Consider the following 21,040-nt stretch of genomic DNA (forward strand, 5'->3'; position numbering starts at 1 on the left):
GGTAGTTGACAGTTTTTGTGGCGGATGTTTCAACCCTAAAAGAGGCTCGTCATACTACTTCTTCATTATACAAAAATAGTGCAAGATAGGAATTACTTCCTTTCTTACACTATTTATGGTACTAAAAAAGAGTGGACATAGTCCACTCTCAAAATTATAATTCTTTTTCTATTTCGTCTAATATTTCCAATAATTGTGGAAGGATTTCTTCAAGAACTCCATCGTTCATTGGGTTTTTGATGTTACCAGCCTTCATTATTCCGAAGAATGATTGGCTTCCACCAACTTTACAGATTTCAAGGTAATCTTTGAATGCTTCTTCTCGATTCTTTCTTGATTTCAATAAGAATTGGAATGCGCAAACTTGTGCCAATGTGTAATCAATGTAATAGAATGGGTTATTGAAGATGTGACCTTGTCTGTACCACCAAGTTCCTTTTTCCAAGAATTCATCATCATAATCCAAGTTTGGACGATACATCAATTCTATTTCGTGGTATTTTGCTTTTCTTTCTTCAGCTGTTGCATCTGGATTTTCGTATACGAAGTGTTGGAAATGGTCGATAGTTACACCGTAAGGAATGAAACTGATAGCTCCATCTAAGTGAGAGAATTTGAATTTGTTAGTTTCTTCTTCGAAGAACAATTCCATCCATGGCCATGTCAAAAATTCCATACTCATTGAGTGGATTTCACATGCTTCAAATGTTGGCCAGATGTATTCGAAAATTCTTCCGTCCATTGAAGTGTATGCTTGGAATGCGTGGCCGGCTTCGTGAGTCATTACTTCGACATCGTGAGTAGTTCCGTTGAAATTTGCGAAGATAAACGGAGATTCATAATCTTCAATTGTCGTACAATATCCTCCGCCTTCTTTACCTTTTTTACTTTCCAAATCGAATAATTCTCTTTCATACATAAAATCAAAGAATTTTTTAGTTTCTGGTGACAATTCAGAGTACATTTTCTTAGCGTTATCTACCAAGAAGTCTTTTTCTCCGTGAGGTTTTGCGTTACCATCAGTGAACATTACGTTGTTATCGTAAGCTTTCATATCTTCAATGCCAATTCTCTTAGATTGTTTCTTTCTCAATTCAAGATAAACTGGTGTTACGTATTTTTTGACAAATTCTCTGTATTTTGCAACATCATTCTTGTCGTAATCAGTTCTCATTAATGATTTGTATTGGTATTCAATGTAAGAATCAAATCCCAAAGCTTTAGCCATATCTGTTCTAACGTGAACCATTTCATCGTAAATATCGTCGATTTCTTTTTCATGTTCTGCGAAAAATTCTGAGATTTTTCTTGTGGCAGCTTTTCTTTCATCACGATCTTTTGATTGTGTGTAAGGAGCCATTTGTGACAATGTCAATGTTTTATTGTCAAATTCGATTTGAGCAGATGCTATTAATTTGTTGTATTTAGTAGTTAATTGGTTTTCTTTTTGCTTAAAAGGAACAGCTTTTTCATTAAAAATCAATTGGCAGCTGATTAAATCAAACAAATGTTGTCCGAAATGTTTAACCAATTCGTCTTTGAATTTGGAGTTGTCGATAGCTTCGTACATTTTAGTGTCAAGCACTGAATAATGTGGCATGTATTCATCCAAGAAATCTTGTTCTTCTTTGTAGAATTCATCGTTTGTATCGATCGTGTGACGAACGTATGCAAGGTTTACATTAGTGCTTAGTGTTTTCTTGTATTTGTCCATTTCTTCCATGATTTTGATTTGTTCTTCAGAAGTTGTGGAATCGTTAAATCTTTTGATAAAATCTTCGACCTTTTTCTTGTCTTCTTCGAAATTAGGTCTAGTGTATTTGTATTCTGTAAATTTCATTTTTTCACCTCTAAAATTATTTTATCATATTTTTATTGAATGTAAATGTTTTTATGGTTGATAAATTCAATAAGCTATCGGTTTGAGATATAATATACAAAAGGGGATGAAAAAAAAATGAACTCTGATTACAAAGACAGAATAAAAGGAGCGTTGTACGCATTTGCGATAGGTGATAGCATGGGCGCTACGACTGAATTTATGACAGAAGAAGAAATCCATGAAAAATACGGCAGGATTACAGATATTGTCGGAGGTGGTTGGCTTGATTTGAATCCAGGAGAATGCACTGATGATACTGATATGAGTATTTGTGTTATGAATTCTCTGATGGAAAATGACCGTGATAATTTTGAGAAAAATAATATGAAACTATTTGTCGATTGGTACAATACTCATCCAAGAGGTATTGGCAATCAATGTAGACGTGCAATTGAACACTACATTCAATACGAAATATTTATCGAAGAAGATGATACAGCGCTTGGCAATGGAAGTTTGATGAGAGCACTTCCTTGTGCACTGCTAGATAATGAAACTTCTGAAGATTTGAATATAAAACAAGGACGACTAACTCACAATAACCAAATGTGTGACAGAATTTTAAAAGAATACACACAAATTATCAGAGATAATATCAATGGAAAAAATCATGAACTAAAAGATACGCAATTGTTAAAACCATCAGGATATATCGTGAACACTTTCAATAATGCGATTCATTGGGCAAAGGAAAATTCAATTGAAGATTGTATTATAAATGCCGTAAATCACGGGGGAGATTCTGACACGATAGCTGCTATTGCTGGGAGTATCAGTGGATCAATTCATGGATATTCTACAATTCCTAAAAGGTGGATTGAAAAATTAGACGAAAATGTAAAAGAGCAAATTGAAAAATTCGTAGAGTATTTGGAAAATCAAATATAAAAGCAATAAAAAATCCTGCATTACGCAGGATTTTTTGAGTTATATTATTCTGTTATATCTTCGCCGTTGTAAGCGTGAGTAAATATCATTTTAACTATTTCTGGATTTGATTCACGTGGGTTTGTCAAAGTACATGGATCTTCATAAGCGTTCTTGCTCATTTCATCTAATACTTCGTCAAATTTTTCTTTGTTAAATCCGAATTTTTCTTCAACTTCTTTCAAAGTTGGTGGAATGCCAACTTTTTTAGCTAATTCTCTAACAGCGATTGGATAATCTTCAACGTTTAATTCTTTTTCGATCCAATCAACTTTGTCAGTAGCTTTTCTGTTAAATTGTGTGATGTATGGAAGTAGAATTGCGTTAGCAAGTCCGTGAGTAATTCCAAATTCTCCACCAATTTTGTGTGCTAATGAGTGAATTAAACCAAGTGAAGCTGATGTGAATGCGATACCTGCCATTGTTGATGCATTATGCATTTTTTCACGAGCTTCCATGTCATCTGGATTTTCACAAGCTTTTGGCAAATATTCAAATACCAATTTCAATGCGTGAATTGCAAGTGCATCAGTATAATCGTTAGCTATATTAGATACTAATGCTTCAGTTGCGTGTGCTACAACGTCCATACCAGTATTTGCTGTAACTGATTTTGGCATCTTAGATGGTAGGACTGGATCTACTATAGCGATGTCTGGGACGATGTGATCAGATACCAATGGGTATTTGATGTGTTTTTCTGTATCAGTGATTACTGAGAATGCTGTGATTTCACTTGCTGTACCAGAAGTTGATGGAATTCCTACAAATTTTGCTTTTTTACGAAGTTCTGGAAGTGATCCTGGTTCGATAATGTCTTCGAATTTTAATTCAGGATGTTCATAAAAAGCCCACATACATTTTGCAGCGTCCATTGCAGAACCGCCACCTAATGCTACAATCCAATCTGGTTGGAATTCTTGCATTTTCTTAGCGCCTGCTTCAACAGTTGTAACTGATGGATTTTCTTCAACGCCATCAAAAACACATACTTCCATGTTTGCTTTCTTCAATTCTTCACAAGCTCTGTCTACGAAACCGTTTTTCTTCATAGAATTACCGCCTGTAACTATGATTGCTTTCTTACCTTTTAATTCACTTAATTTTGAAAAAGCTCCTTCTCCAAAGTGAATAAAACCTGGAATATGAAGTACTCCGTTTGCCATAATAAATCACTCCTTTTGTAATTTGTACAAAAACTTATATGTTTCTGCTATAATAATATTATATCAATATTGGAATCGTTTAGTCAAATAAAAAACGAAATATTTAACGAATAAATCATATAGTGTTAAAGTATTTTAACATGACAAATAACAACGATATTTTAAAACGTTCTTTTATAATTTGAAAAGCGTTTCATAAAAATTTGGGAAATAAAAAAAGGGGGAATAAAATGTCAGAAGAAAATAAAACGAAAAATGTGAAGAAAAAAATATGGATTATTTTGGTAGTTGTACTTATATTTTTGGCGTCGTGCAGTGCATTGGTGTTCAAATCAGCAGGATTTCAAAGATTTAAGAAAAATGTAAAAAGTGAGTACAGCGGTGGAATCAAAAGAGAGATTATAATTTACAACGCAGAAGGAAAAGAAATTTTCAAGAAATCAGGCAAATTTGATTTTACTTACGATGACAAATGCATCGAATACATCGATACGCAAACTAATTTGAAACACAACGTGTTTGCAGGAGACAACTCGACTGTAATTATTAATGAATTGAAATAACAAAAAGCAAACTAATAAAATAAGGTAGCCTATATAAGGCTACCTTTTTTAGTGGTGGAGATGAGGAGATTCGAACTCCTGTCCAAAAATATATCCCTAAGAACTTCTCCGAGTGCAGTCAATTAAGTTTTATTCGTCGATCAAAATTTAATTGACAAAACTATGATCGATATATCCTCTTAAATAATCTCATATATCAGAGGAAAATATACGAGATGTTCCTGCTAATTAGTTGAGATTCAAAAAGAAAACGCAGGACGATTTTCTAGCTTTTGAATCGGCCGCCGTTATTAGGCAGCTAATGCGAAGTTATTATCTTCAGCGTTTATATTTAGTTGTCCTTTTTTTACGTTTGTAGACGAAAACGACTCGCTATTCAAACTTCAATATCCCTGTCGAAACCAAGACATCCCCATATTTTTGTAACTATATTTTATCATAAAATGTGTAATTCTTCAAATAATTGATAAATACATAAACATATTATAAAATGTAGGTAATAAAATATTTGGAGGTTTTTATGAAAATAGCAATAGCAGCCGATCACGGTGGATTTGAATTAAAAGATTCAATGGTTGAATATATAAAAAGTTTGGGAAATGAAGTTATGGATTTGGGAACAAATTCAGCTGATTCAGTAGATTATCCAGATTATGCAAAGAAAGTTTGCGAAGAAATCCAACAAGAAAACTCTGATTTGGGGATTTTGATTTGTGGGACAGGAATTGGTATGAGCTTGGCAGCGAACAAATTTGAAGGAATAAGAGCAGCTTGTGTGTCGGATGTATACAGTGCCAAAATGAGCAGAAATCACAACAACGCAAATGTGCTTTGCATCGGAGCGCGTGTAATTGGAGATGAGGTTGCGAAACTTATCATCAAAACTTTCTTGGAAAATGAATTCGAAGCTGGTCGTCACCAAAGAAGAGTGGATAAGATAATGGCCATCGAAAAAGAAAACAAGGGATTATAAAATGTCAAAAAAAGCTTTAATTATTGACGGTTCATCGCTTTTATTCAGAGGATTTTACGCTATCAGAGATTTGACTACAAAAGATGGCATTCACACAAATGGTGTGTTTGGTTTTATGAATATGTATTATTCAGTTATGGGAAAACTCGATCCAGAGCTTGTGGTGGTATGTTTTGATAGAAAAGAGCCAACTTTTAGACACGAAAAATATTCTGAATATAAGGGTAATCGCCAAGAAACTCCAGAAGAACTTATCGCACAATTCGATATGCTTAAAGAATTGTTGAAAGCGATGGGAGTTTCATACATTGATTTAAAAGGATATGAAGCAGACGACATTGCTGGAACTTTGGCAAAACAAGCTTCATCAAAAAACTACGATGTGTATTTATTGACTGGTGACAAGGATTATTTGCAACTTATCGACGATAATACAAAGGTAGTTCTTACAAAAAGAGGAATTACTGAAACGAAAATCTACGATGTGGATACACTAAAAGAAGAATACGGAATTACTCCTAAGCAAATGATTGATTTGAAAGGCTTGATGGGAGATAAATCGGACAATATTCCCGGAATTGATGGCGTTGGTGAAAAGACTGCACTTAAATACATTCAAAAATACGGAAGTATTGAGGGATTGTACGAACATGTAGATGAAATCTCAGGTAAGAAAACAAAACAAAAAGTCATCGATGGAGAAAAAATCGCATATCTAAGTAGAGAACTTGGAACGATAAACACAGATGTTCCAAAAGATTTATTGGGATTTGTAATTGATGATTGTTCGATAAAAGAAGCTGATAAGAATCATTTGATTGAAGTTCTTACAAAACTTGAATTCAATAGTTTTATCAAAAAACTTCCAAATGAAGAATCTAGTGACAAGTTTGAATACGAAAACTTAGATGAAAACGTAGATGAGATTAAAGCTTATATTAAAGAAAATAAAAAGTTTACTTTTGCATTGTTCAATGATGATTATTACGTAGACAATGAGCCTGTGATTTTTGCAATTTACACTGATAAGGTGTACATCACAAGAAACGTAGACATTGTAAAATCATTCAAGGAAGAATTTGAATCAAAAGATATCAACAAGCTTTCATTTGATATCAAACCATGCATTTATCATTTGATGCGTTATGGTATCGACATTTCGTACAATTACGACGATGTTGTCATCATAGAATACTTGCTTGATCCTTCGAAGACAAGTTATAGTATGGAAAGGTCTGACCCTAAAGTTATCGGTTATGATTTCAAGCCGCTTGAAGATATTACTGGTAAAGGTAGATCCAAGAAGACTATTTTGGAATCAGATGACAAAGAAATCGACAATTACGTAGTAAAATACATGATGTTCACAAACAAATTGTACGAAAAGATTTCTGAAATCGAAGAAGAGGATATGATGCATCTTTACAGAGATGTTGAAATTCCTTTGATAAAAGTATTGTGCGATATGGAATTTACGGGAGTTTGTGTAGAAAAAGAAACTTTGGTTGAGATGGGAGAACTTTTCGAAGATGAGATAAAATCAATCGAAGACAGTGTTGAGGAACTTATCGGCAAGAAAATCAACATCAACTCATCAAAGCAATTGGCAGAAGTGTTGTTTGAAGATTTGGAGCTTCCTGTAATAAAAAAGAACAAAACTGGTCCATCGACAGACCAAGAAGTTTTGGAGGCTTTAAGTGGTAGACACGAAATCATCGACTACATTTTAAGATATAGAACTATTGCGAAACTCAAAACAACATATATCGATGGAATGGTTGATTTAATTAAAGAAGACGGCAAAATCCACACTACTTTCCAACAAACTATCGCGCAAACTGGAAGAATTAGCTCTACTAACCCTAATTTGCAAAACATTCCTATCAGAACTGAAGAAGGAAGACTTATCAGAAAAGCATTTGTTCCAAGCGAAGGAAGTGTCCTGTTGGATGCGGATTACTCTCAAATAGAGCTAAGGGTATTGGCTGATTTGGCAAACGATGAAGTGATGCTTGATGCATTCAAAAACGGAGCAGACATTCACAGAAAAACTGCCAGCGAAGTGTTCAAGGTTGATTTTGACAAGGTAACATCGCTTCAAAGATCCAACGCAAAAGCTGTAAACTTCGGTATTGTTTACGGAATTGGAGATTATTCTTTGAGTAAAGATTTGCACATAACTAGAAAAGAAGCCAAGGAATATATCGAAAATTATTTGAACACGTACAAAGGCATCAAACAATACATGGAAGATATTGTCGCAATTGGTAAGGAAAAAGGCTACGTTGAAACTATAATGAAGAGAAGACGATACATCCCTGAATTAAAATCCAAAAACTACAACGTGAGAAGTTTTGGAGAACGTGTGGCACTTAACACGCCAATTCAAGGATCTGCAGCGGATATAATTAAAGTTGCGATGGTGAAATTCTATAATAGATTGAATGAAGAAAATCTAAAAGCCAAGTTAATCTTGCAAGTTCACGATGAGCTTATTGTTGATTGTCCAGAAGATGAAAGAGAAAAAGTCCTAGAAATAATGAAGGATGTCATGACACATGCTGTTGATTTGAAAGTCGACATGAAGATTGATGTTAACAGCGCAGATAATTGGTATGATGCAAAATAAAAAAATCATTGTAGTATGTGGTAATATAGCCAGCGGAAAAAGTACGGTGTGTACAAGGATAAAAGAAAAAGGCTTTGTTGTAATAGATTTGGATGAGATTACTCACCAAATCTATGAACAAGGAACAGATCTTTATTACAAGCTTATAGATGAGTTTGGGGAAGGAATTTTGGACGAAAATTCTAACATCGATAGGAAGAAACTTTCCAACATTGTATTTAATTCAAAAACATTACTAAAAAAACTTGAAGAATTGACACATACTGATATAATATTAAGAGTAGTAAAAAGAATTGAGAAGGAAAAATCTGATTTGATTTTTCTGGAAATTTCTATGTATTTGGAAAGCAAAAATTTGATTGACAAATATATCGATGTCGACGAAGATTGGGTAGTTGTAGCTGATAGAAATATCAGAATTCAAAGGATAATGGATAGGAATAACTTTGATTACGATACTGCAGTTACAAGAATTAATTCTCAACTTGATTATGAGAAAAAAATTAGTGAATTTGACGAAGTTATTGTAAACAACACGACTGAAACTGATCTGCTACAAAAAGTTGACAAACTAATAGATAGGAAAAAATTATGAAATTTATTAAAAGATTTTTAATCACGATTATTTCTATTATTGTGATTGTGTTTTTAGTTGGATTTGGCGTGAGCGCTTATTCAACTATGACAAGACCAGTGAAATATGTCGATTTGGTTAATACATACGCAAAAGAATACAACGTTGATCCACTTTTGGTTATGAGTGTGATTAAAGTTGAATCTAACTTTGATCCAAGTGTAAAATCAAAAGCTGGAGCTTTGGGTCTTATGCAATTGATGCCAGACACTGCTGAAAGTATTAACAATATGAGAAACACTCACTTTACAGTGGAAGATTTGAAAAAACCTGATAAGAATATTGAAATGGGTACGGCTTATTTGTCCTATTTATTGCACCATTTCAAAAATCACGATTTGGCGATTGCGGCTTATAACGGCGGAATTGGAAATGTAAAAGAGTGGTTGTCGAACGAATCTTTTTCAAAAGATGGTCAAACTTTAGACGATATTCCTTCTTCTGAGACGAAATATTACGTTGTAAAGGTTGAAAACCAATACAATATTTACAAAATTTTCTACGAAGATACTAAGCTTGAAGAAAATATGCACAAAAACTTCAAAGTTTGGGCTAAAAACTACATTAAATTAATCAAAAATATTATTAACAAATATTAAAAGACCTTTGTAAAAAAAGGTCTTTATCACGCAGGGGTGGTGGAATGGTAGACACGCTGTCTTGAGGGGGCAGTGGGAATAATCCCGTAAGAGTTCAAGTCTCTTTCTCTGCACCATTTTTTATTTTATTAAAGGGGTGAAAAAATGAGTTTAGAAAATCTGACTTTTAAAGGCGGATTTCACATGGATGATCATAAATCCTACACTCAAAATTGTCCTTTAGATACAAATTTTGAACCTAAAATGGTTTATATCCCATTGCATCAACACATTGGTGCGCCTTGTACACCTACAGTAAAAGTAGGAGATGAGGTCAAAGTGGGCCAAAAAATTGGTGAATCTAAAGCGACTATTTCAGCACCTGTTCACAGTTCAGTTAGTGGAAAGGTTATGAAAATTGAGCAGATGGTATTGTCAAATGGTCAAAAAGGTGAAGTTGTAGTAATCGAATCAGACGGTTTAAACGAATTAGGATACACTGAAACTAATGATGATTTCACACAATTATCAAAAGAAGTTATCCTAGAAAGAATAAAAGAAGCTGGTATAGTAGGTTTGGGTGGAGCAGGATTCCCTACTCACATTAAGATGAAGAAAAAACCAGATGTAAAAATCGAGGAAGTAATCTTAAACGGGGCAGAATGTGAACCTTATTTAACTAGTGACCAACTTAATATGGAATTATATCCTCAAAAGGCAATCGGTGGATTGAAAATTATCATGAAATTGATGGATTGCGACAAAGGATACATAGGGGTTGAGGATAACAAACAAAAAGCTATCGGAATTTTGAAAAATGCCGCAAAGGATGAAACAAATATTTCGATTTGTGCTGTTAAAACTAAATACCCACAAGGGGACGAAAGAAGACTTATCAATGCAATTACTGGTAAGAAAATTTCTAAAGCTCAAAGATCAAACGAAAGAGGAGTTCAAGGTTTGAACATTTCAAGTGCTATGGCGATTTACGATGCTGTAGTTCACAGTATTCCTTTGACTCACAGAATAGTTACAATGACAGGTTCAGCTATCAAAGAACCTAAGAATATTTACGTTCCAATCGGTACTAAATTCAAAGATTTAGTTGATTATTGTGACGGATTCAAAGAAACTCCATATAAGATTGTAGTTGGTGGACCTATGATGGGTGCTTGTCAATACAATTTGGATGCTCCAACTGTTAAAACAACAGGCGGAATTATTTTCATGAATGAAAAAGATGCAACTCTTGCTTCTCCAGAACCTTGTATTAAATGTGCTAAGTGCGTGGATGTATGTCCTATCGGCTTATTGCCATTGTTCTTGCAATTAAAATCATTGAATGGTGATTTTGAAGGAGCAGAAAAAATGCATTTGAATGATTGTATAGAATGTGGTACTTGCAGCTATGTTTGTCCATCAAACAGACCATTAGTTGAAGCAATTGTACACGCAAAGACTCAATTAAAAGCACAACAAAGGAAAAGGGGATAGTCTATGGAAAATAAAGAAATTGTACAAAAAGAATACGACTTATCTCATTTAATCGTAGAAGCTGCTCCTCATCAAAGAAGTGCAGTATCTATTCAAAGAATTATGCTTGATGTTATCATCGCTTTAGTTCCTGCTTTGATAGTGAGTGTTTACGAATTCGGAATGAGAAGTTTAGTTTTGGTATTGGCAGCTGTTATAGCTTGTGTTTTATCAGAATATTGTTATCAAAAAATAATGAAACAACCTTCTACAATTAGCGATTTATCAGCTGTTGTTACAGGTATATTATTGGCATTCAACGTGCCAGTTACTTTACCAATTCCAATGATCATCATAGGATCGGTATTTTCTATTGTAATTGTAAAACAATTATTCGGAGGAATTGGATCTAACTTTATGAACCCTGCATTAGCAGGACGTGCTTTCATAATGGCAAGTTGGGCACAAGCAATGAGTAACTACACTGCTCCAATAACAGCAAAAGCAGTGGATGCAGAAACTTATGCGACTGTTTTATCAGGTGGTCAACCAGTTAGTTTTATGGATGCATTTTTAGGAAACATGGGTGGTACAATCGGTGAAGTTAGTGCGTTGGCATTACTTATCGGTGTAGCTTATCTATTATATAGAAGAGTAATTAATCTTAGAATTCCATTAGTTTACATCGCAACAACATTTGTAACATTACTTATTTGCGGCGTAGGAATTCAAGACGCTTGTATGAACATATTTATTGGTGGTTTAATCTTGGGTGCATTCTACATGGCTACAGATTATTCAACTAGTCCAGTTACTCCAAAAGGACAAATTATATTTGCAATTGGTTGTGGTTTCTTTACAGCTATCATAAGACAATTTGGTAACCTTCCAGAAGGTGTATCTTATGCGATAATCTTCATGAACTGTGCTGTACCATTTATCGATCAATATACAGTTCCAACACCAATTGGTAGAGGAGGTAAACAAGGAATATGAGAAGTTCAATAAATTTAGCTATTAGATTGTTTATAATAACTGCAATTAGTGCGGTTGTACTTGCATTTGCAAACCAAGTTACAGCTCCTAAAATTGAAGCTAAAAGATTAGAAAATTATCAAAAATCTTTGAAGGTAGCTTTTCCTGATGCAGAATCTTTTAAACCTCTTGATGAAGCAAAAGTAAAAGATTTGAAAGCAAAAGACGAAAACTTAGATGACGTACAAGAAGCTATCAAAGGTGGCAAACCAGTAGGTCATGTATATAAAGCTACAGGCGTTGGTGGATATTCAGGAAATGTTGTTTTCGTATTTGGTGTAAACAATGAAAATAAAATCGTAGGATATTCAATTCTTGAAACACAAGAAACTCCAGGTATCGGAAGTAGAATTGGAGATCCAGAATTCGTAAAATCAGTTATTGGAAAATCTATGGAAAAAGAAATAGCAGCTGTGAAAAAACCACAAGCTGACAACGAAATTCAAGCTTTAAGTGGTGCAACTTATTCCACTACAGCAGCCAAAAACGCATTGAACGTAGCTCAAAAGGCCAATGCAGGATTAAAATAGGAGGGAAATTATGAAGAAAAGTAAAGCGGCACAAGTTTTTACAAGCAGCATTCTTAAGAACAACCCAGTTTTAATCCAATTGGTAGGTTTGTGTTCTGTACTTGGTGTATCAACATCAGTAGAAAACGCAATTGGTATGACTGCGGCGTTCACATTCGTTTTAATTTGTTCAAACATAGTAATATCATTACTTAGAAATTTTATTCCGGATAAAGTAAGAATTCCGGCATATATCGTTGTAATCGCAACATTCGTAACATTAGTTTCAATGATACTTGAAGCATTTGTTCCAGCATTATACAGTTCATTGGGAGCATTCGTTCCTCTAATCGTTGTAAACTGTATAATCTTAGCGAGAGCTGAATCTTTCGCATCTAAAAATGGTGTATTCTTATCATTATTGGATGGTATCTCAAATGGTTTGGGATATGGTGTTGTAATCATTTTGGTTGCATTCATCAGAGAATTATTAGGCTCAGGAAAAATCTTAGGAAAACTTGTAATAGGAAATATTCCTCCAATTGGTATTATGTCAGCAGCTCCTGGAGCATTCATGGTACTTGGAATATTGTTAGCTACTTACAATTATTTCTTAACAAAACAAGAAAGAAAGAAGAACAATATGAGAGGTGAAGACTAATGTTAGCAAATGTATTTAAAATAATAGTTCTTTACTTATTAGTAAACAACTACGTATTTGGTCAATTCTTAGGACTTTGCCCATTGATAGGTGTATCTTCAAAAACAGAAACAGCTATTGGTATGGGTATGGCAGTATTCTTCGTTATCACAATAGCATCTGTCGTTACTTACGTTCTACAAATTCAAATACTAGAAAGATTTCACATTGAATACTTACAAACGATAGTGTTCATATTGGTTATTGCGACATTGGTACAATTCGTAGAAATGGCATTGAAGAAAATGAGTCCAAACTTGTACTCCGCACTTGGTGTGTTCTTGCCTCTTATAACTACAAACTGTATAGTATTGGGTGTTGCATTAGCAAACGTAAAAGAAAAATACAACTTAATTGAAACATTAGCAAGTGCTATCGGTGCTTCACTAGGTTTCATTTTAGCGATAACTTTATTAGCTGCAATCAGAGAAAGAATCGCATTAAATAAAAACATTCCTGAAAGTTTTAAAGGTGTACCAATCGCATTTATTACTATTGGATTAATGGCGATGACATTCTTCGGATTCGGCGGATTGGTATAGGAGGTAATAAATGACAATTTTAACTCCATTTATAATCTTGGGAGCACTGGGGATTTTATTTGCATTACTATTGGGTTTTGCATCTAAAAAATTCGAAGTTCAAGTTGATAGAAGAGTACTTAAAGTAAGAGAAATGTTACCTGGCGCAAACTGTGGTGCTTGTGGTTTTCCTGGTTGCGATGGACTTGCAGATGCCATCGTAAACAAAGGAGCACCTTGTAATTCTTGTCCTGTTGGTGGAAAAGAAACTGCCGACAAATTAGCAGCATTAATGGGAGCTGATGCAGTGGATTCTGCAAAGCAAGTCGCATGTGTAATGTGCCAAGGAACTCCAGAATACGCTACTGAAAAATTCAAATACAAAGGTATTATGGATTGTAGAGTTAACCACAATCTTCAAGGTGGAAGCAAAACTTGTCCAGACGGATGTTTGGGTTGCGGAACATGTGTAGATGTGTGTGACTTCGATGCAATTCACATTGTAAATGGCATTGCATTAGTAGATAAAGAAAAATGTACATCTTGTAAAAAATGTATTGAAATCTGTCCAAGAAATATTATTAAACTTGTTGACTACGATCAAGACGTTTATGTAAGATGTAACAGTCACGATAAAGGTAAAGATGTAAGACAATATTGTAAAGTTGGATGTATTGCTTGTGGAATTTGTGCTAAAATGTGTCCAGATGGATTCAGCGTTGAAGATAACTTAGCTCACTTCAACAATGCAGAAGGAATAGATCCAGAACAAGTTCAAAAAGCAGTAGACAAATGTCCGACAAAAGCTATTTATCCAGGACTTAAAATAAAAGAAGAACAAGCTAAAGCAAAAGCTCAAGAAGCTCCTGCTAAAGAAGCTTAATATTTTACAGACCGTTTTTTACGGTCTGTTTTTTTACATTTAATTATCAAAAACTTAACAAACAAAGACATCAAAACAGCAAAATTGAAAATAAAAATTAATTAAAAGTTTAAAATAAAAAAGTAATGGGTATAATTTTAAGAAGTCAAATTTTGTTTGGCTAATAAAAATTAAGGAGAGCAATATGGGAGAATATTTAGTTTTCATAGGAATATTAATTATTGTCGTTGGATTCGCACTAAAACTAGATGTTTTGGGAATAGTTCTCTTGGCAGGTCTTGTTACAGGTCTTGCGGGAGGTCTTGGATTAACAGGCACTTTGAAAATTATGGGAGAAGGATTTGTCAATAATAGACTGATGAGTTTGTTCTTGATTTCATTTCCTGTTATCGCAATTATGGAACGATACGGACTTAAGGAAAAGGCTAGAGATTTCATATCGAAATTTAAAATGGCTAGTGCAGGTTCTGTTTTGTGGATTTACTTGTTCATTAGATGGATAGCTGCTGCGTTTTCTTTAAGACTTGGTGGACACGTTCAATTTATACGTCCATTGATTTTACCAATGGCAGAAGGTGCTGCAAGAAAGAAGGTTGATTTGACAGAAGTAAGACTTGATGAGTTAAAGGGTTTAGCAGCTGCTGTTGAAAACTACGGTAACTTCTACGGACAAAATATATTTCCATTGGCATCTGGTGTACTTTTGATGCAAACTACATTAAAAGATGCAGGATTTCCATTGGAAACTGCAGAAATAGCAAAATGGTCTATATTTGCAGGTGTTAGTATGTTGATTATTGCACTTATACAATGTGCTGTTTTTGAAATGAAACTTAGAAAGGATATAAAAAATGTTTGATTTTTTTGTAGATAATCAGGTTGTTCTTGATGAGATAGCATACATCTTATGTGGAATTATCTGCATAATGACTGGTATCCGTGCAAGATTCAACAAAGAAGCAAAGATAGGTACAATGCTTTTTTGGATATTACTTGGAGTATTGTTTGCTGGTGGAGGATTCTTGGTAAGAAATGTAGAATCTGGTGGAATAATTGTAGGTGTTATACTTTTATTCTTAGGGGTATTATCAATTGCAAATCAAATCAAACCAGCAGAATTTAAGGAACTAACAGAAGAAGAAAGAATGAAAAATGCTGAAAAAGTTGGAGGCAAGATTTTTATTCCGGCTTTAGTAATGGGAATTAGCGCGATGCTTTTATCGCAATTGAAATCTTTTAAGATTCCTTTGAAAAACACTGATGGAATATTCTCATTGTCAGCTGCACAAGTTCTTACTATTTCATCATTATTGGCTTTGATTATTGCGATTATAATCGCAAAACCAAAAGCAAAAGAAACTGCAGAAGACACTACAAAAATGTTGATGCAAGTTGGATCTTCATCATTACTACCACAATTATTAGGTGGTTTGGGAGTTATATTTGCATCTGCTGGGGTAGGAAAGCTAATAGGTAGCTTGGCTGCTGGAATTGTAGGCGATGCGGGAGTATTTGCAGCAGCTGTTGCATATATTGTTGGAATGGTTGTATTTACGATGATAATGGGTAATGCATTCGCTGCATTTACTGTTATTACTCTAGGAATTGGTGTTCCATTATTGATGGCAAAAGGAGCAAATCCTGCTGTTGTAGCATCACTTGGTATGACTGCTGGATACTGCGGTACTTTGATTACACCAATGGCGGCAAACTTTAACATAGTTCCAGCTGCAATCTTAGAGATGAAAGATAAAAACGGAGTTATTAAGGCACAACTTCCTGTTGCTTTAGCTCTAGTAGTTGTTCATGTTGTATTATTAATGATATTAGCATTTTAGGAGGTAATTTATGAAAATTTTAGTTTCCGGATTTGATCCATTTGGCGGAGAGAAAATTAACCCTGCAATTGAATCGGTTAAGCTATTACCTGATTCAATTAAAGGAAATGAAATAATCAAAATAGAAATTCCTACAGTTATTGGGAAAAGTGTAGATAAATTAAAAGAAAAAATTGCAGAAGTTAAACCAGATGTTGTAATATCAGTCGGACAAGCTGGTGGACGTGAAGATATCACTGTAGAAAGAGTTGCAATCAATGTTGATGATTGTAGAATTAAAGATAACGAAGGAAACCAACCAATCGACGAAAAAATCGCCGAAGATGGCCCTGATGCATATTTGTTGACTCTACCAATCAAAGCAATAGTTGAAAACATTAAATCAGCAAACATTCCAGCATCTGTGTCAAACACTGCAGGAACATTCATCTGTAATCATGTTGCATACGGAATGGCTCATGTAAGAGCTACTGAATATCCAAACATGAGAACTGGATTTATTCACATTCCATTCTTACCAGAACAAGTTTTAGATAAACCACACACTGCTTCAATGAACTTGGATACAATTGTAAAAGCGTTGGAAAAAGCAATTGAAGCTGTAATAGACAATGATGAAGACATCAAAGTTACAGGTGGAAAAACTCATTAAAATAAAATATGATTTAAAATCATAAAAATTTTGATTGAAGAACTTCGAAGCATTTGAGTTTCGAAGTTCTTTTTTATTTGCAAATGAATTTTCATTTTTGTTTAATCTTGAAAAGATACACGATAAAATGATAAACTATAAGGTAGTTTAAAGGAGAATTTAATGACTAAATACGATAAAATTTTGATTGGATTTTTGTTGTGTTTTTCAGCTGTATTGTTTGTGATTTTAAATATTAATAATGTAAATTCACAAGACAAATACGTTTCAATTCAAGTGAACGGAAAAGAAATCAAACAAATTACACTTCCAATCGATCATTATGATTATAAAATCGATAATAAATACGGTCACAACATTGTTCATATTAATGGATACAGTGTTGCAATTACTGAATCCGATTGTCCGGACAAGTTGTGTATGCTAAAAGGAAAGATAGATAAACCAGGGGATGTTATTGTTTGTTTGCCGAACAAATTAGTTGTAGAAATTAAGGCTAACAAGCAAAACAAAGATGATATTGATGTGGTGAATTATTGATGAAAAGATTACATATTCCTATTTTAACGGCAGTTGCATTGGTTGTAAGCTTGATTGAGTCAATGATTCCACTTCCAATCGTAATGCCTGGAGCAAAACTTGGGCTCAGCAACATTGTAATACTAACATGCTTAATTGTTTTTGGTTTTAGGGATTCTCTTGTAATAGGAATCTTAAAATCATTTTTACTAATGCTAATCACAGGGGCTGTTATAAGCTTTTTTTATTCATTGGCTGGAGCTGTAAGCTCCCTTGTTGTGATGTATTTGGTAAACAAATATTTGAGAAAATATTTTTCGTTGATTGGAGTTAGCTTGTTCGGAGCTTTTACTCACAACTTATCGCAAGTATTGGTGTGTGCAATTATGCTGAACAATCTTAGAATTTTGGTTTATTTGCCAATTTTGGTGTTTTTGAGTATATTTACAGGTGTATTTGTTGGGCTTACTTCAAATTACCTAACAAATGCACTTTCTAAGCAAAAAAATTATTTGTTTAATAACAGGAGATAACAATGAGAGTTAAGGAAATGAATGAGTCCCTAAGACCTAGAGAAAAAATGAAAATCAATGGTATTTCTTCAATGAGCGATGAAGAATTAATGCAAATCATATTGAAGACTGGAATCAAAGAAGAGGGAGTAGAAATTCTCTCCAAAAGAGTCGTTGATTATATTAATGAAAATGATTATAAAGATATTTGCGTTGAGGAATTAATGAAGATAAAAGGAATTGGGATGGCAAAGGCTACATCAATCTTGGCTGGAATTGAAATAGGAAGAAGACTTGCTTTGAGAAAAGCTATGGATAGTTTCAGTCTTAATGATCCAGATAGCGTTGCAGAGATTTTTTGTAATGAGATTGGAAGTTGTGATGTGGAAAACTTCTATGCACTACTTCTCGATACTAAAAATAGAATTATTTCCAAAGAGCTTATTAGCAAAGGCACTATCAATCAATCTATCGTTCATCCTAGAGAAGTTTTTAAATCTGCTATTAAGAAGGGAGCGAATTCGATTATTTTAGTACATAATCATCCTTCAGGTTCTCTTATTCCATCAAATGCGGATATTGAAGTTACAAAAAGATTGGATAAAGTGGGGGATTTGGTAGGAATACAAGTGTTAGATCATATTATCGTTAGCTCAAATGATAGTCTGAGTATGAGGAAAGGAATGTATTTTTAAATGAAATTATTTAAATTTCAACAAGAGGGTTTGGGAATTGATTTGGGAACTTCTAATTCCATTATTTCCGATGAAAATGGGAAAATAATAATCAACGAACCTAGCGTTGTAGCTATAGATATAAATAATTACGATATTGTCGCTGTGGGAACTGAAGCGAAAAGCATGATTGGAAAAACTCCGGACAATATCGTAGCAATAAGTCCGATTGAAAACGGCGTTATAGCTGATTTTGAATCGACTGTTAGCATGCTTTCGTATTTTATTAAAAAAGCGAGACCAAATTTTTCGGTTTTTCAACCAGAAGTGTGTGTATCAGTGTCTGCATCTTTGACGGATGTTGAGAGAAGAAGCGTGGAAGATTTGGCGCTAAATTCTGGAGCGAGAAGTGTAAAATTGGTTGAAGAAAACATAGCTTCTCTTAAAGGATTGGGTGTCGATGTAGATGAACCAACGGGACACATTATTTTAAATATTGGCGCAGGTACAATCGAAGCTTCTGTGATTAGTTTGGGTGGAATTGTTACAAGCTACTGCATCAAAAGTGGTGGAGAAGATATTGACCAAGAAATAAAACAAATTTTGAAGAAAAAATTTGGAGTTAACATCGGTATTTCAACAGCAGAAGCGATTAAGTTTAAGATTGCGACATTGAATTCTGACAGGGAAAACAACACGATGATTGTTGGGGGAACTGATGTGATATCCACGATGCCAAAATCTGTTGAGATTAGGGCGAAGGATATTACACCTGCGATTGTGCCGATAGCAGATATGTGCATCGAAGCGTTGAGAAAAGTTTTGGAGAAAACTCCACCGGATATTGCAAACGACATTATTGCAGAAGGAATCTACATTGTAGGTGGAGTGAGTCTTATCGACTACATTCATGAATACATCACAAATGTTTTGGGAATCAAAGTGTTGAAAGTGGATAGTCCGATGGATTGCACGGGAATTGGTATTGGTAAATTCTTAAAGAAGGGAGACAAATAATTGGCTAAGTTTGGATATAATAATAAGCTTAGAAAAAAAGTGTTCTTCTTTGCGGTGACTTTGTTTCTCATATTGACTATTACAATATCAAACAATAATAAAACCTACATGTCTATTGGAGAAAACGCGATAGGAACAGTGATTACTCCTGTTAACAAAGTGTTTTATGTGATAGGCTCCAAATTCAAGGAATCAGTTCATTATGTTTTTGGAACTAAAAAAATGCGTGAAGATAATCAAAGATTAACGGTAGAAAACGCAAAACTACGAAAAAATGTAGATAATTTGAACAAAGTTATAAGTGACAAGAGATATTTGCAAGAAGAATACGAACTTTTGAGTAAGGATAGGGCTATAAAAACAAAAGCTTTTATAACTGGAAAAGATCCGGGGAATATTTTTACTAGATTTAGTATAGATAAAGGTTCAATGGATAAAATCAAAAAAGGTGACATCGTGATTGAAGCTGTGTCTTCAAATGATGGAATCGAAAAAGGTTTGGTTGGAGTTGTAACAGAAGTTGGACTTAACCATAGCAAAGTGGACACTATTATGAATAGCGGAAACAACGTAGGGTTTAGACTAGCAAAGAGCGAAGATGTTGGGATTTTGAATGAAAAAGAAAAAGATATTTTAAAAGGATATATGTACGATTCTAATGCTGATGTAAAAGTTGGAGATATTATTACAACATCGGGACTTGGAGGAGTGTATCCGAGAGATATCAAAATCGGAGAAGTAACAGAAGTTATCAAGACAAAGGATAATTTCACCAAAATTATCAAATGCAAATCCCAAATCAACTTCAACAATATGTACCGCGTTCTTATAGTTGATGGACAAGGAGTGAATTAGATGAACAAATTAAAAATATTTTTGATAGTTTTGTTGGACATCATAATCCAAGCGACACTTCTTTCCAGAATTTCAGTGTTCAACGTGTACACGAATATTTCCATACCGATAGTAGTGTTATTGTCTATTGGATTTGGTGCGTATACAGGCTCATTAAACGGTATGATAATCGGGCTAATTGAGGATGCGATATTCAGTCCAGTTATTGGGGTAAGAGCGTTGATTTATTTTACATCAGGATTTTTGATTGGAAATAGCGAAGCAGGAATTAACAAAGAAGATCCAAGAAGTGGGATGATACTTACGTTTTTTGTGACTTTGTATTACACTCTTGTTCATTATTTTGTACTCTATATTACAGGAAATGGATTCAATAAAGCTTATTTAAAAGGACCGATTTTAATCGAAATGATTTTAAATGTTCTATTGTATTATGTTTTGTTCAAATTGTTCAAAAAGATATTTAAATTTCCAAAATTTAAGTTTATTTGAGGTACAAA

General features: G+C 34.0%; 23 protein-coding genes, 1 tRNA gene and 1 other RNA gene. 22 read left to right on the top strand and 3 right to left on the bottom strand.

Features of this window, described 5'->3' with window-relative positions; all coding sequences use genetic code 11:
* Nucleotides 1-154: 154 nt before the first annotated feature.
* Nucleotides 155-1,840, bottom strand: a complete 1,686-nt coding sequence (locus tag ACU68U_RS03010) for a M3 family oligoendopeptidase (RefSeq protein ID WP_446762729.1) — start codon at nucleotides 1,838-1,840, stop codon at nucleotides 155-157.
* 117 nt (nucleotides 1,841-1,957) lie between these two features.
* On the opposite strand from ACU68U_RS03010, the gene ACU68U_RS03015 reads away from it, so the two are divergent.
* A complete protein-coding gene (locus tag ACU68U_RS03015) occupies nucleotides 1,958-2,770 on the top strand; it encodes an ADP-ribosylglycohydrolase family protein (protein WP_446762730.1) in 813 nt (270 codons plus the stop codon).
* 44 nt (nucleotides 2,771-2,814) lie between these two features.
* Here ACU68U_RS03015 and ACU68U_RS03020 read toward each other — a convergent pair whose 3' ends face one another.
* A complete protein-coding gene (locus ACU68U_RS03020) occupies nucleotides 2,815-3,975 on the bottom strand; it encodes an iron-containing alcohol dehydrogenase (RefSeq protein ID WP_446762731.1) in 1,161 nt (386 codons plus the stop codon).
* 230 nt (nucleotides 3,976-4,205) lie between these two features.
* Here ACU68U_RS03020 and ACU68U_RS03025 point away from each other — a divergent pair, with 230 nt between their 5' ends.
* On the top strand, nucleotides 4,206-4,538 hold the full coding sequence (locus ACU68U_RS03025) for a hypothetical protein (protein ID WP_094208301.1): 333 nt from the start codon (nucleotides 4,206-4,208) through the stop codon (nucleotides 4,536-4,538).
* A gap of 52 nt (nucleotides 4,539-4,590) precedes the next feature.
* Here ACU68U_RS03025 and ssrA read toward each other — a convergent pair.
* Nucleotides 4,591-4,952, bottom strand: a transfer-messenger RNA (tmRNA) gene (gene ssrA, locus ACU68U_RS03030).
* Nucleotides 4,953-5,058: 106 nt separating this feature from the next.
* Here ssrA and rpiB point away from each other — a divergent pair.
* The 20 genes from rpiB to mreD all read left to right on the top strand — a co-directional run bounded on the left by rpiB (nucleotide 5,059) and on the right by mreD (nucleotide 21,032).
* Nucleotides 5,059-5,511, top strand: a complete 453-nt coding sequence (rpiB, locus tag ACU68U_RS03035; protein WP_274983425.1) for a ribose 5-phosphate isomerase B — start codon at nucleotides 5,059-5,061, stop codon at nucleotides 5,509-5,511.
* Between the two features lies 1 nt (nucleotide 5,512).
* Nucleotides 5,513-8,140: a DNA polymerase I gene (polA, locus tag ACU68U_RS03040; RefSeq protein WP_446762732.1), complete on the top strand. Its 2,628-nt coding sequence runs from the start codon at nucleotides 5,513-5,515 to the stop codon at nucleotides 8,138-8,140.
* Entirely contained in the window at nucleotides 8,127-8,735 is a 609-nt protein-coding gene (coaE, locus tag ACU68U_RS03045) for a dephospho-CoA kinase (protein WP_446762733.1), read from the top strand. The genes polA and coaE overlap by 14 nt, the downstream gene beginning before the upstream one ends.
* A complete protein-coding gene (locus ACU68U_RS03050) occupies nucleotides 8,732-9,373 on the top strand; it encodes a lytic transglycosylase domain-containing protein (protein ID WP_002835551.1) in 642 nt (213 codons plus the stop codon). Before coaE ends, ACU68U_RS03050 begins: the two co-directional genes overlap by 4 nt.
* A 30-nt stretch (nucleotides 9,374-9,403) precedes the next feature.
* Nucleotides 9,404-9,489: transfer RNA gene (locus ACU68U_RS03055), tRNA-Leu, on the top strand.
* Nucleotides 9,490-9,517: 28 nt separating this feature from the next.
* Nucleotides 9,518-10,846, top strand: a complete 1,329-nt coding sequence (gene rsxC, locus ACU68U_RS03060) for an electron transport complex subunit RsxC (RefSeq protein ID WP_094205306.1) — start codon at nucleotides 9,518-9,520, stop codon at nucleotides 10,844-10,846.
* A gap of 3 nt (nucleotides 10,847-10,849) precedes the next feature.
* Nucleotides 10,850-11,821 (top strand): RnfABCDGE type electron transport complex subunit D, encoded by a 972-nt coding sequence (locus ACU68U_RS03065; RefSeq protein WP_446762734.1) that lies wholly within the window; start codon nucleotides 10,850-10,852, stop codon nucleotides 11,819-11,821.
* Entirely contained in the window at nucleotides 11,818-12,390 is a 573-nt protein-coding gene (locus ACU68U_RS03070) for an FMN-binding protein (protein ID WP_446762735.1), read from the top strand. Before ACU68U_RS03065 ends, ACU68U_RS03070 begins: the two co-directional genes overlap by 4 nt.
* Nucleotides 12,391-12,400: 10 nt before the next feature.
* Nucleotides 12,401-13,030 carry an electron transport complex subunit RsxE gene (rsxE, locus tag ACU68U_RS03075; RefSeq protein ID WP_225559651.1) on the top strand — a complete coding sequence of 210 codons (630 nt, stop codon included), beginning with the start codon at nucleotides 12,401-12,403 and terminating at the stop codon, nucleotides 13,028-13,030.
* Complete coding sequence (locus tag ACU68U_RS03080; RefSeq protein ID WP_094225462.1) at nucleotides 13,030-13,611, top strand: electron transport complex protein RnfA; 582 nt, start codon at nucleotides 13,030-13,032, stop codon at nucleotides 13,609-13,611. The genes rsxE and ACU68U_RS03080 overlap by 1 nt, the downstream gene beginning before the upstream one ends.
* Nucleotides 13,612-13,621: 10 nt before the next feature.
* The gene (locus ACU68U_RS03085) at nucleotides 13,622-14,473 is read left to right on the top strand and encodes an RnfABCDGE type electron transport complex subunit B (protein WP_446762736.1); all 852 of its coding nucleotides are present in this window, start codon (nucleotides 13,622-13,624) and stop codon (nucleotides 14,471-14,473) included.
* Between the two features lie 184 nt (nucleotides 14,474-14,657).
* Nucleotides 14,658-15,332 (top strand): DUF969 domain-containing protein, encoded by a 675-nt coding sequence (locus ACU68U_RS03090; RefSeq protein WP_002835543.1) that lies wholly within the window; start codon nucleotides 14,658-14,660, stop codon nucleotides 15,330-15,332.
* Nucleotides 15,325-16,311 (top strand): 5-oxoproline transporter, DUF979 family subunit, encoded by a 987-nt coding sequence (locus ACU68U_RS03095; protein ID WP_154254403.1) that lies wholly within the window; start codon nucleotides 15,325-15,327, stop codon nucleotides 16,309-16,311. Before ACU68U_RS03090 ends, ACU68U_RS03095 begins: the two co-directional genes overlap by 8 nt.
* Before the next feature lie 10 nt (nucleotides 16,312-16,321).
* Nucleotides 16,322-16,963, top strand: coding sequence for a pyroglutamyl-peptidase I (gene pcp / locus ACU68U_RS03100; protein ID WP_446762737.1), 642 nt, complete (start codon nucleotides 16,322-16,324; stop codon nucleotides 16,961-16,963).
* Nucleotides 16,964-17,125: 162 nt separating this feature from the next.
* Nucleotides 17,126-17,503: a NusG domain II-containing protein gene (locus tag ACU68U_RS03105; RefSeq protein ID WP_094206822.1), complete on the top strand. Its 378-nt coding sequence runs from the start codon at nucleotides 17,126-17,128 to the stop codon at nucleotides 17,501-17,503.
* Nucleotides 17,503-18,015 carry a Gx transporter family protein gene (locus ACU68U_RS03110; RefSeq protein ID WP_002835538.1) on the top strand — a complete coding sequence of 171 codons (513 nt, stop codon included), beginning with the start codon at nucleotides 17,503-17,505 and terminating at the stop codon, nucleotides 18,013-18,015. Before ACU68U_RS03105 ends, ACU68U_RS03110 begins: the two co-directional genes overlap by 1 nt.
* 2 nt (nucleotides 18,016-18,017) lie before the next feature.
* Entirely contained in the window at nucleotides 18,018-18,689 is a 672-nt protein-coding gene (gene radC / locus ACU68U_RS03115; protein WP_156849876.1) for a RadC family protein, read from the top strand.
* Entirely contained in the window at nucleotides 18,690-19,685 is a 996-nt protein-coding gene (locus tag ACU68U_RS03120) for a rod shape-determining protein (protein WP_154254405.1), read from the top strand. It begins immediately after the preceding gene.
* On the top strand, nucleotides 19,686-20,540 hold the full coding sequence (gene mreC, locus ACU68U_RS03125; protein ID WP_227905651.1) for a rod shape-determining protein MreC: 855 nt from the start codon (nucleotides 19,686-19,688) through the stop codon (nucleotides 20,538-20,540).
* Entirely contained in the window at nucleotides 20,541-21,032 is a 492-nt protein-coding gene (mreD, locus tag ACU68U_RS03130) for a rod shape-determining protein MreD (RefSeq protein ID WP_002838856.1), read from the top strand. It begins immediately after the preceding gene.
* The last annotated feature ends 8 nt before the right edge of the window (nucleotides 21,033-21,040 follow it).

The sequence above is a fragment of the Finegoldia sp. P3-F-LR genome, assembly GCF_052932165.1.

Excerpts from the sequence above, each read along its gene's own strand:
- ACU68U_RS03090 (WP_002835543.1), top strand. The coding sequence starts at position 14,658 with ATGGGAGAATATTTAGTTTTCATAGGAATATTAATTATTGTCGTTGGA.
- ACU68U_RS03015 (WP_446762730.1), top strand. The coding sequence starts at position 1,958 with ATGAACTCTGATTACAAAGACAGAATAAAAGGAGCGTTGTACGCATTT.
- coaE (WP_446762733.1), top strand. The coding sequence starts at position 8,127 with ATGATGCAAAATAAAAAAATCATTGTAGTATGTGGTAATATAGCCAGC.
- ACU68U_RS03085 (WP_446762736.1), top strand. The coding sequence starts at position 13,622 with ATGACAATTTTAACTCCATTTATAATCTTGGGAGCACTGGGGATTTTA.
- radC (WP_156849876.1), top strand. The coding sequence starts at position 18,018 with ATGAGAGTTAAGGAAATGAATGAGTCCCTAAGACCTAGAGAAAAAATG.
- rsxE (WP_225559651.1), top strand. The coding sequence starts at position 12,401 with ATGAAGAAAAGTAAAGCGGCACAAGTTTTTACAAGCAGCATTCTTAAG.
- mreD (WP_002838856.1), top strand. The coding sequence starts at position 20,541 with ATGAACAAATTAAAAATATTTTTGATAGTTTTGTTGGACATCATAATC.
- ACU68U_RS03020 (WP_446762731.1), bottom strand. The coding sequence starts at position 3,975 with ATGGCAAACGGAGTACTTCATATTCCAGGTTTTATTCACTTTGGAGAA.
- ACU68U_RS03105 (WP_094206822.1), top strand. The coding sequence starts at position 17,126 with ATGACTAAATACGATAAAATTTTGATTGGATTTTTGTTGTGTTTTTCA.
- ACU68U_RS03050 (WP_002835551.1), top strand. The coding sequence starts at position 8,732 with ATGAAATTTATTAAAAGATTTTTAATCACGATTATTTCTATTATTGTG.
- ACU68U_RS03120 (WP_154254405.1), top strand. The coding sequence starts at position 18,690 with ATGAAATTATTTAAATTTCAACAAGAGGGTTTGGGAATTGATTTGGGA.
- ACU68U_RS03025 (WP_094208301.1), top strand. The coding sequence starts at position 4,206 with ATGTCAGAAGAAAATAAAACGAAAAATGTGAAGAAAAAAATATGGATT.
- rsxC (WP_094205306.1), top strand. The coding sequence starts at position 9,518 with ATGAGTTTAGAAAATCTGACTTTTAAAGGCGGATTTCACATGGATGAT.
- pcp (WP_446762737.1), top strand. The coding sequence starts at position 16,322 with ATGAAAATTTTAGTTTCCGGATTTGATCCATTTGGCGGAGAGAAAATT.
- ACU68U_RS03070 (WP_446762735.1), top strand. The coding sequence starts at position 11,818 with ATGAGAAGTTCAATAAATTTAGCTATTAGATTGTTTATAATAACTGCA.
- ACU68U_RS03010 (WP_446762729.1), bottom strand. The coding sequence starts at position 1,840 with ATGAAATTTACAGAATACAAATACACTAGACCTAATTTCGAAGAAGAC.
- ACU68U_RS03080 (WP_094225462.1), top strand. The coding sequence starts at position 13,030 with ATGTTAGCAAATGTATTTAAAATAATAGTTCTTTACTTATTAGTAAAC.
- polA (WP_446762732.1), top strand. The coding sequence starts at position 5,513 with ATGTCAAAAAAAGCTTTAATTATTGACGGTTCATCGCTTTTATTCAGA.
- ACU68U_RS03065 (WP_446762734.1), top strand. The coding sequence starts at position 10,850 with ATGGAAAATAAAGAAATTGTACAAAAAGAATACGACTTATCTCATTTA.
- ACU68U_RS03110 (WP_002835538.1), top strand. The coding sequence starts at position 17,503 with ATGAAAAGATTACATATTCCTATTTTAACGGCAGTTGCATTGGTTGTA.
- rpiB (WP_274983425.1), top strand. The coding sequence starts at position 5,059 with ATGAAAATAGCAATAGCAGCCGATCACGGTGGATTTGAATTAAAAGAT.
- ACU68U_RS03095 (WP_154254403.1), top strand. The coding sequence starts at position 15,325 with ATGTTTGATTTTTTTGTAGATAATCAGGTTGTTCTTGATGAGATAGCA.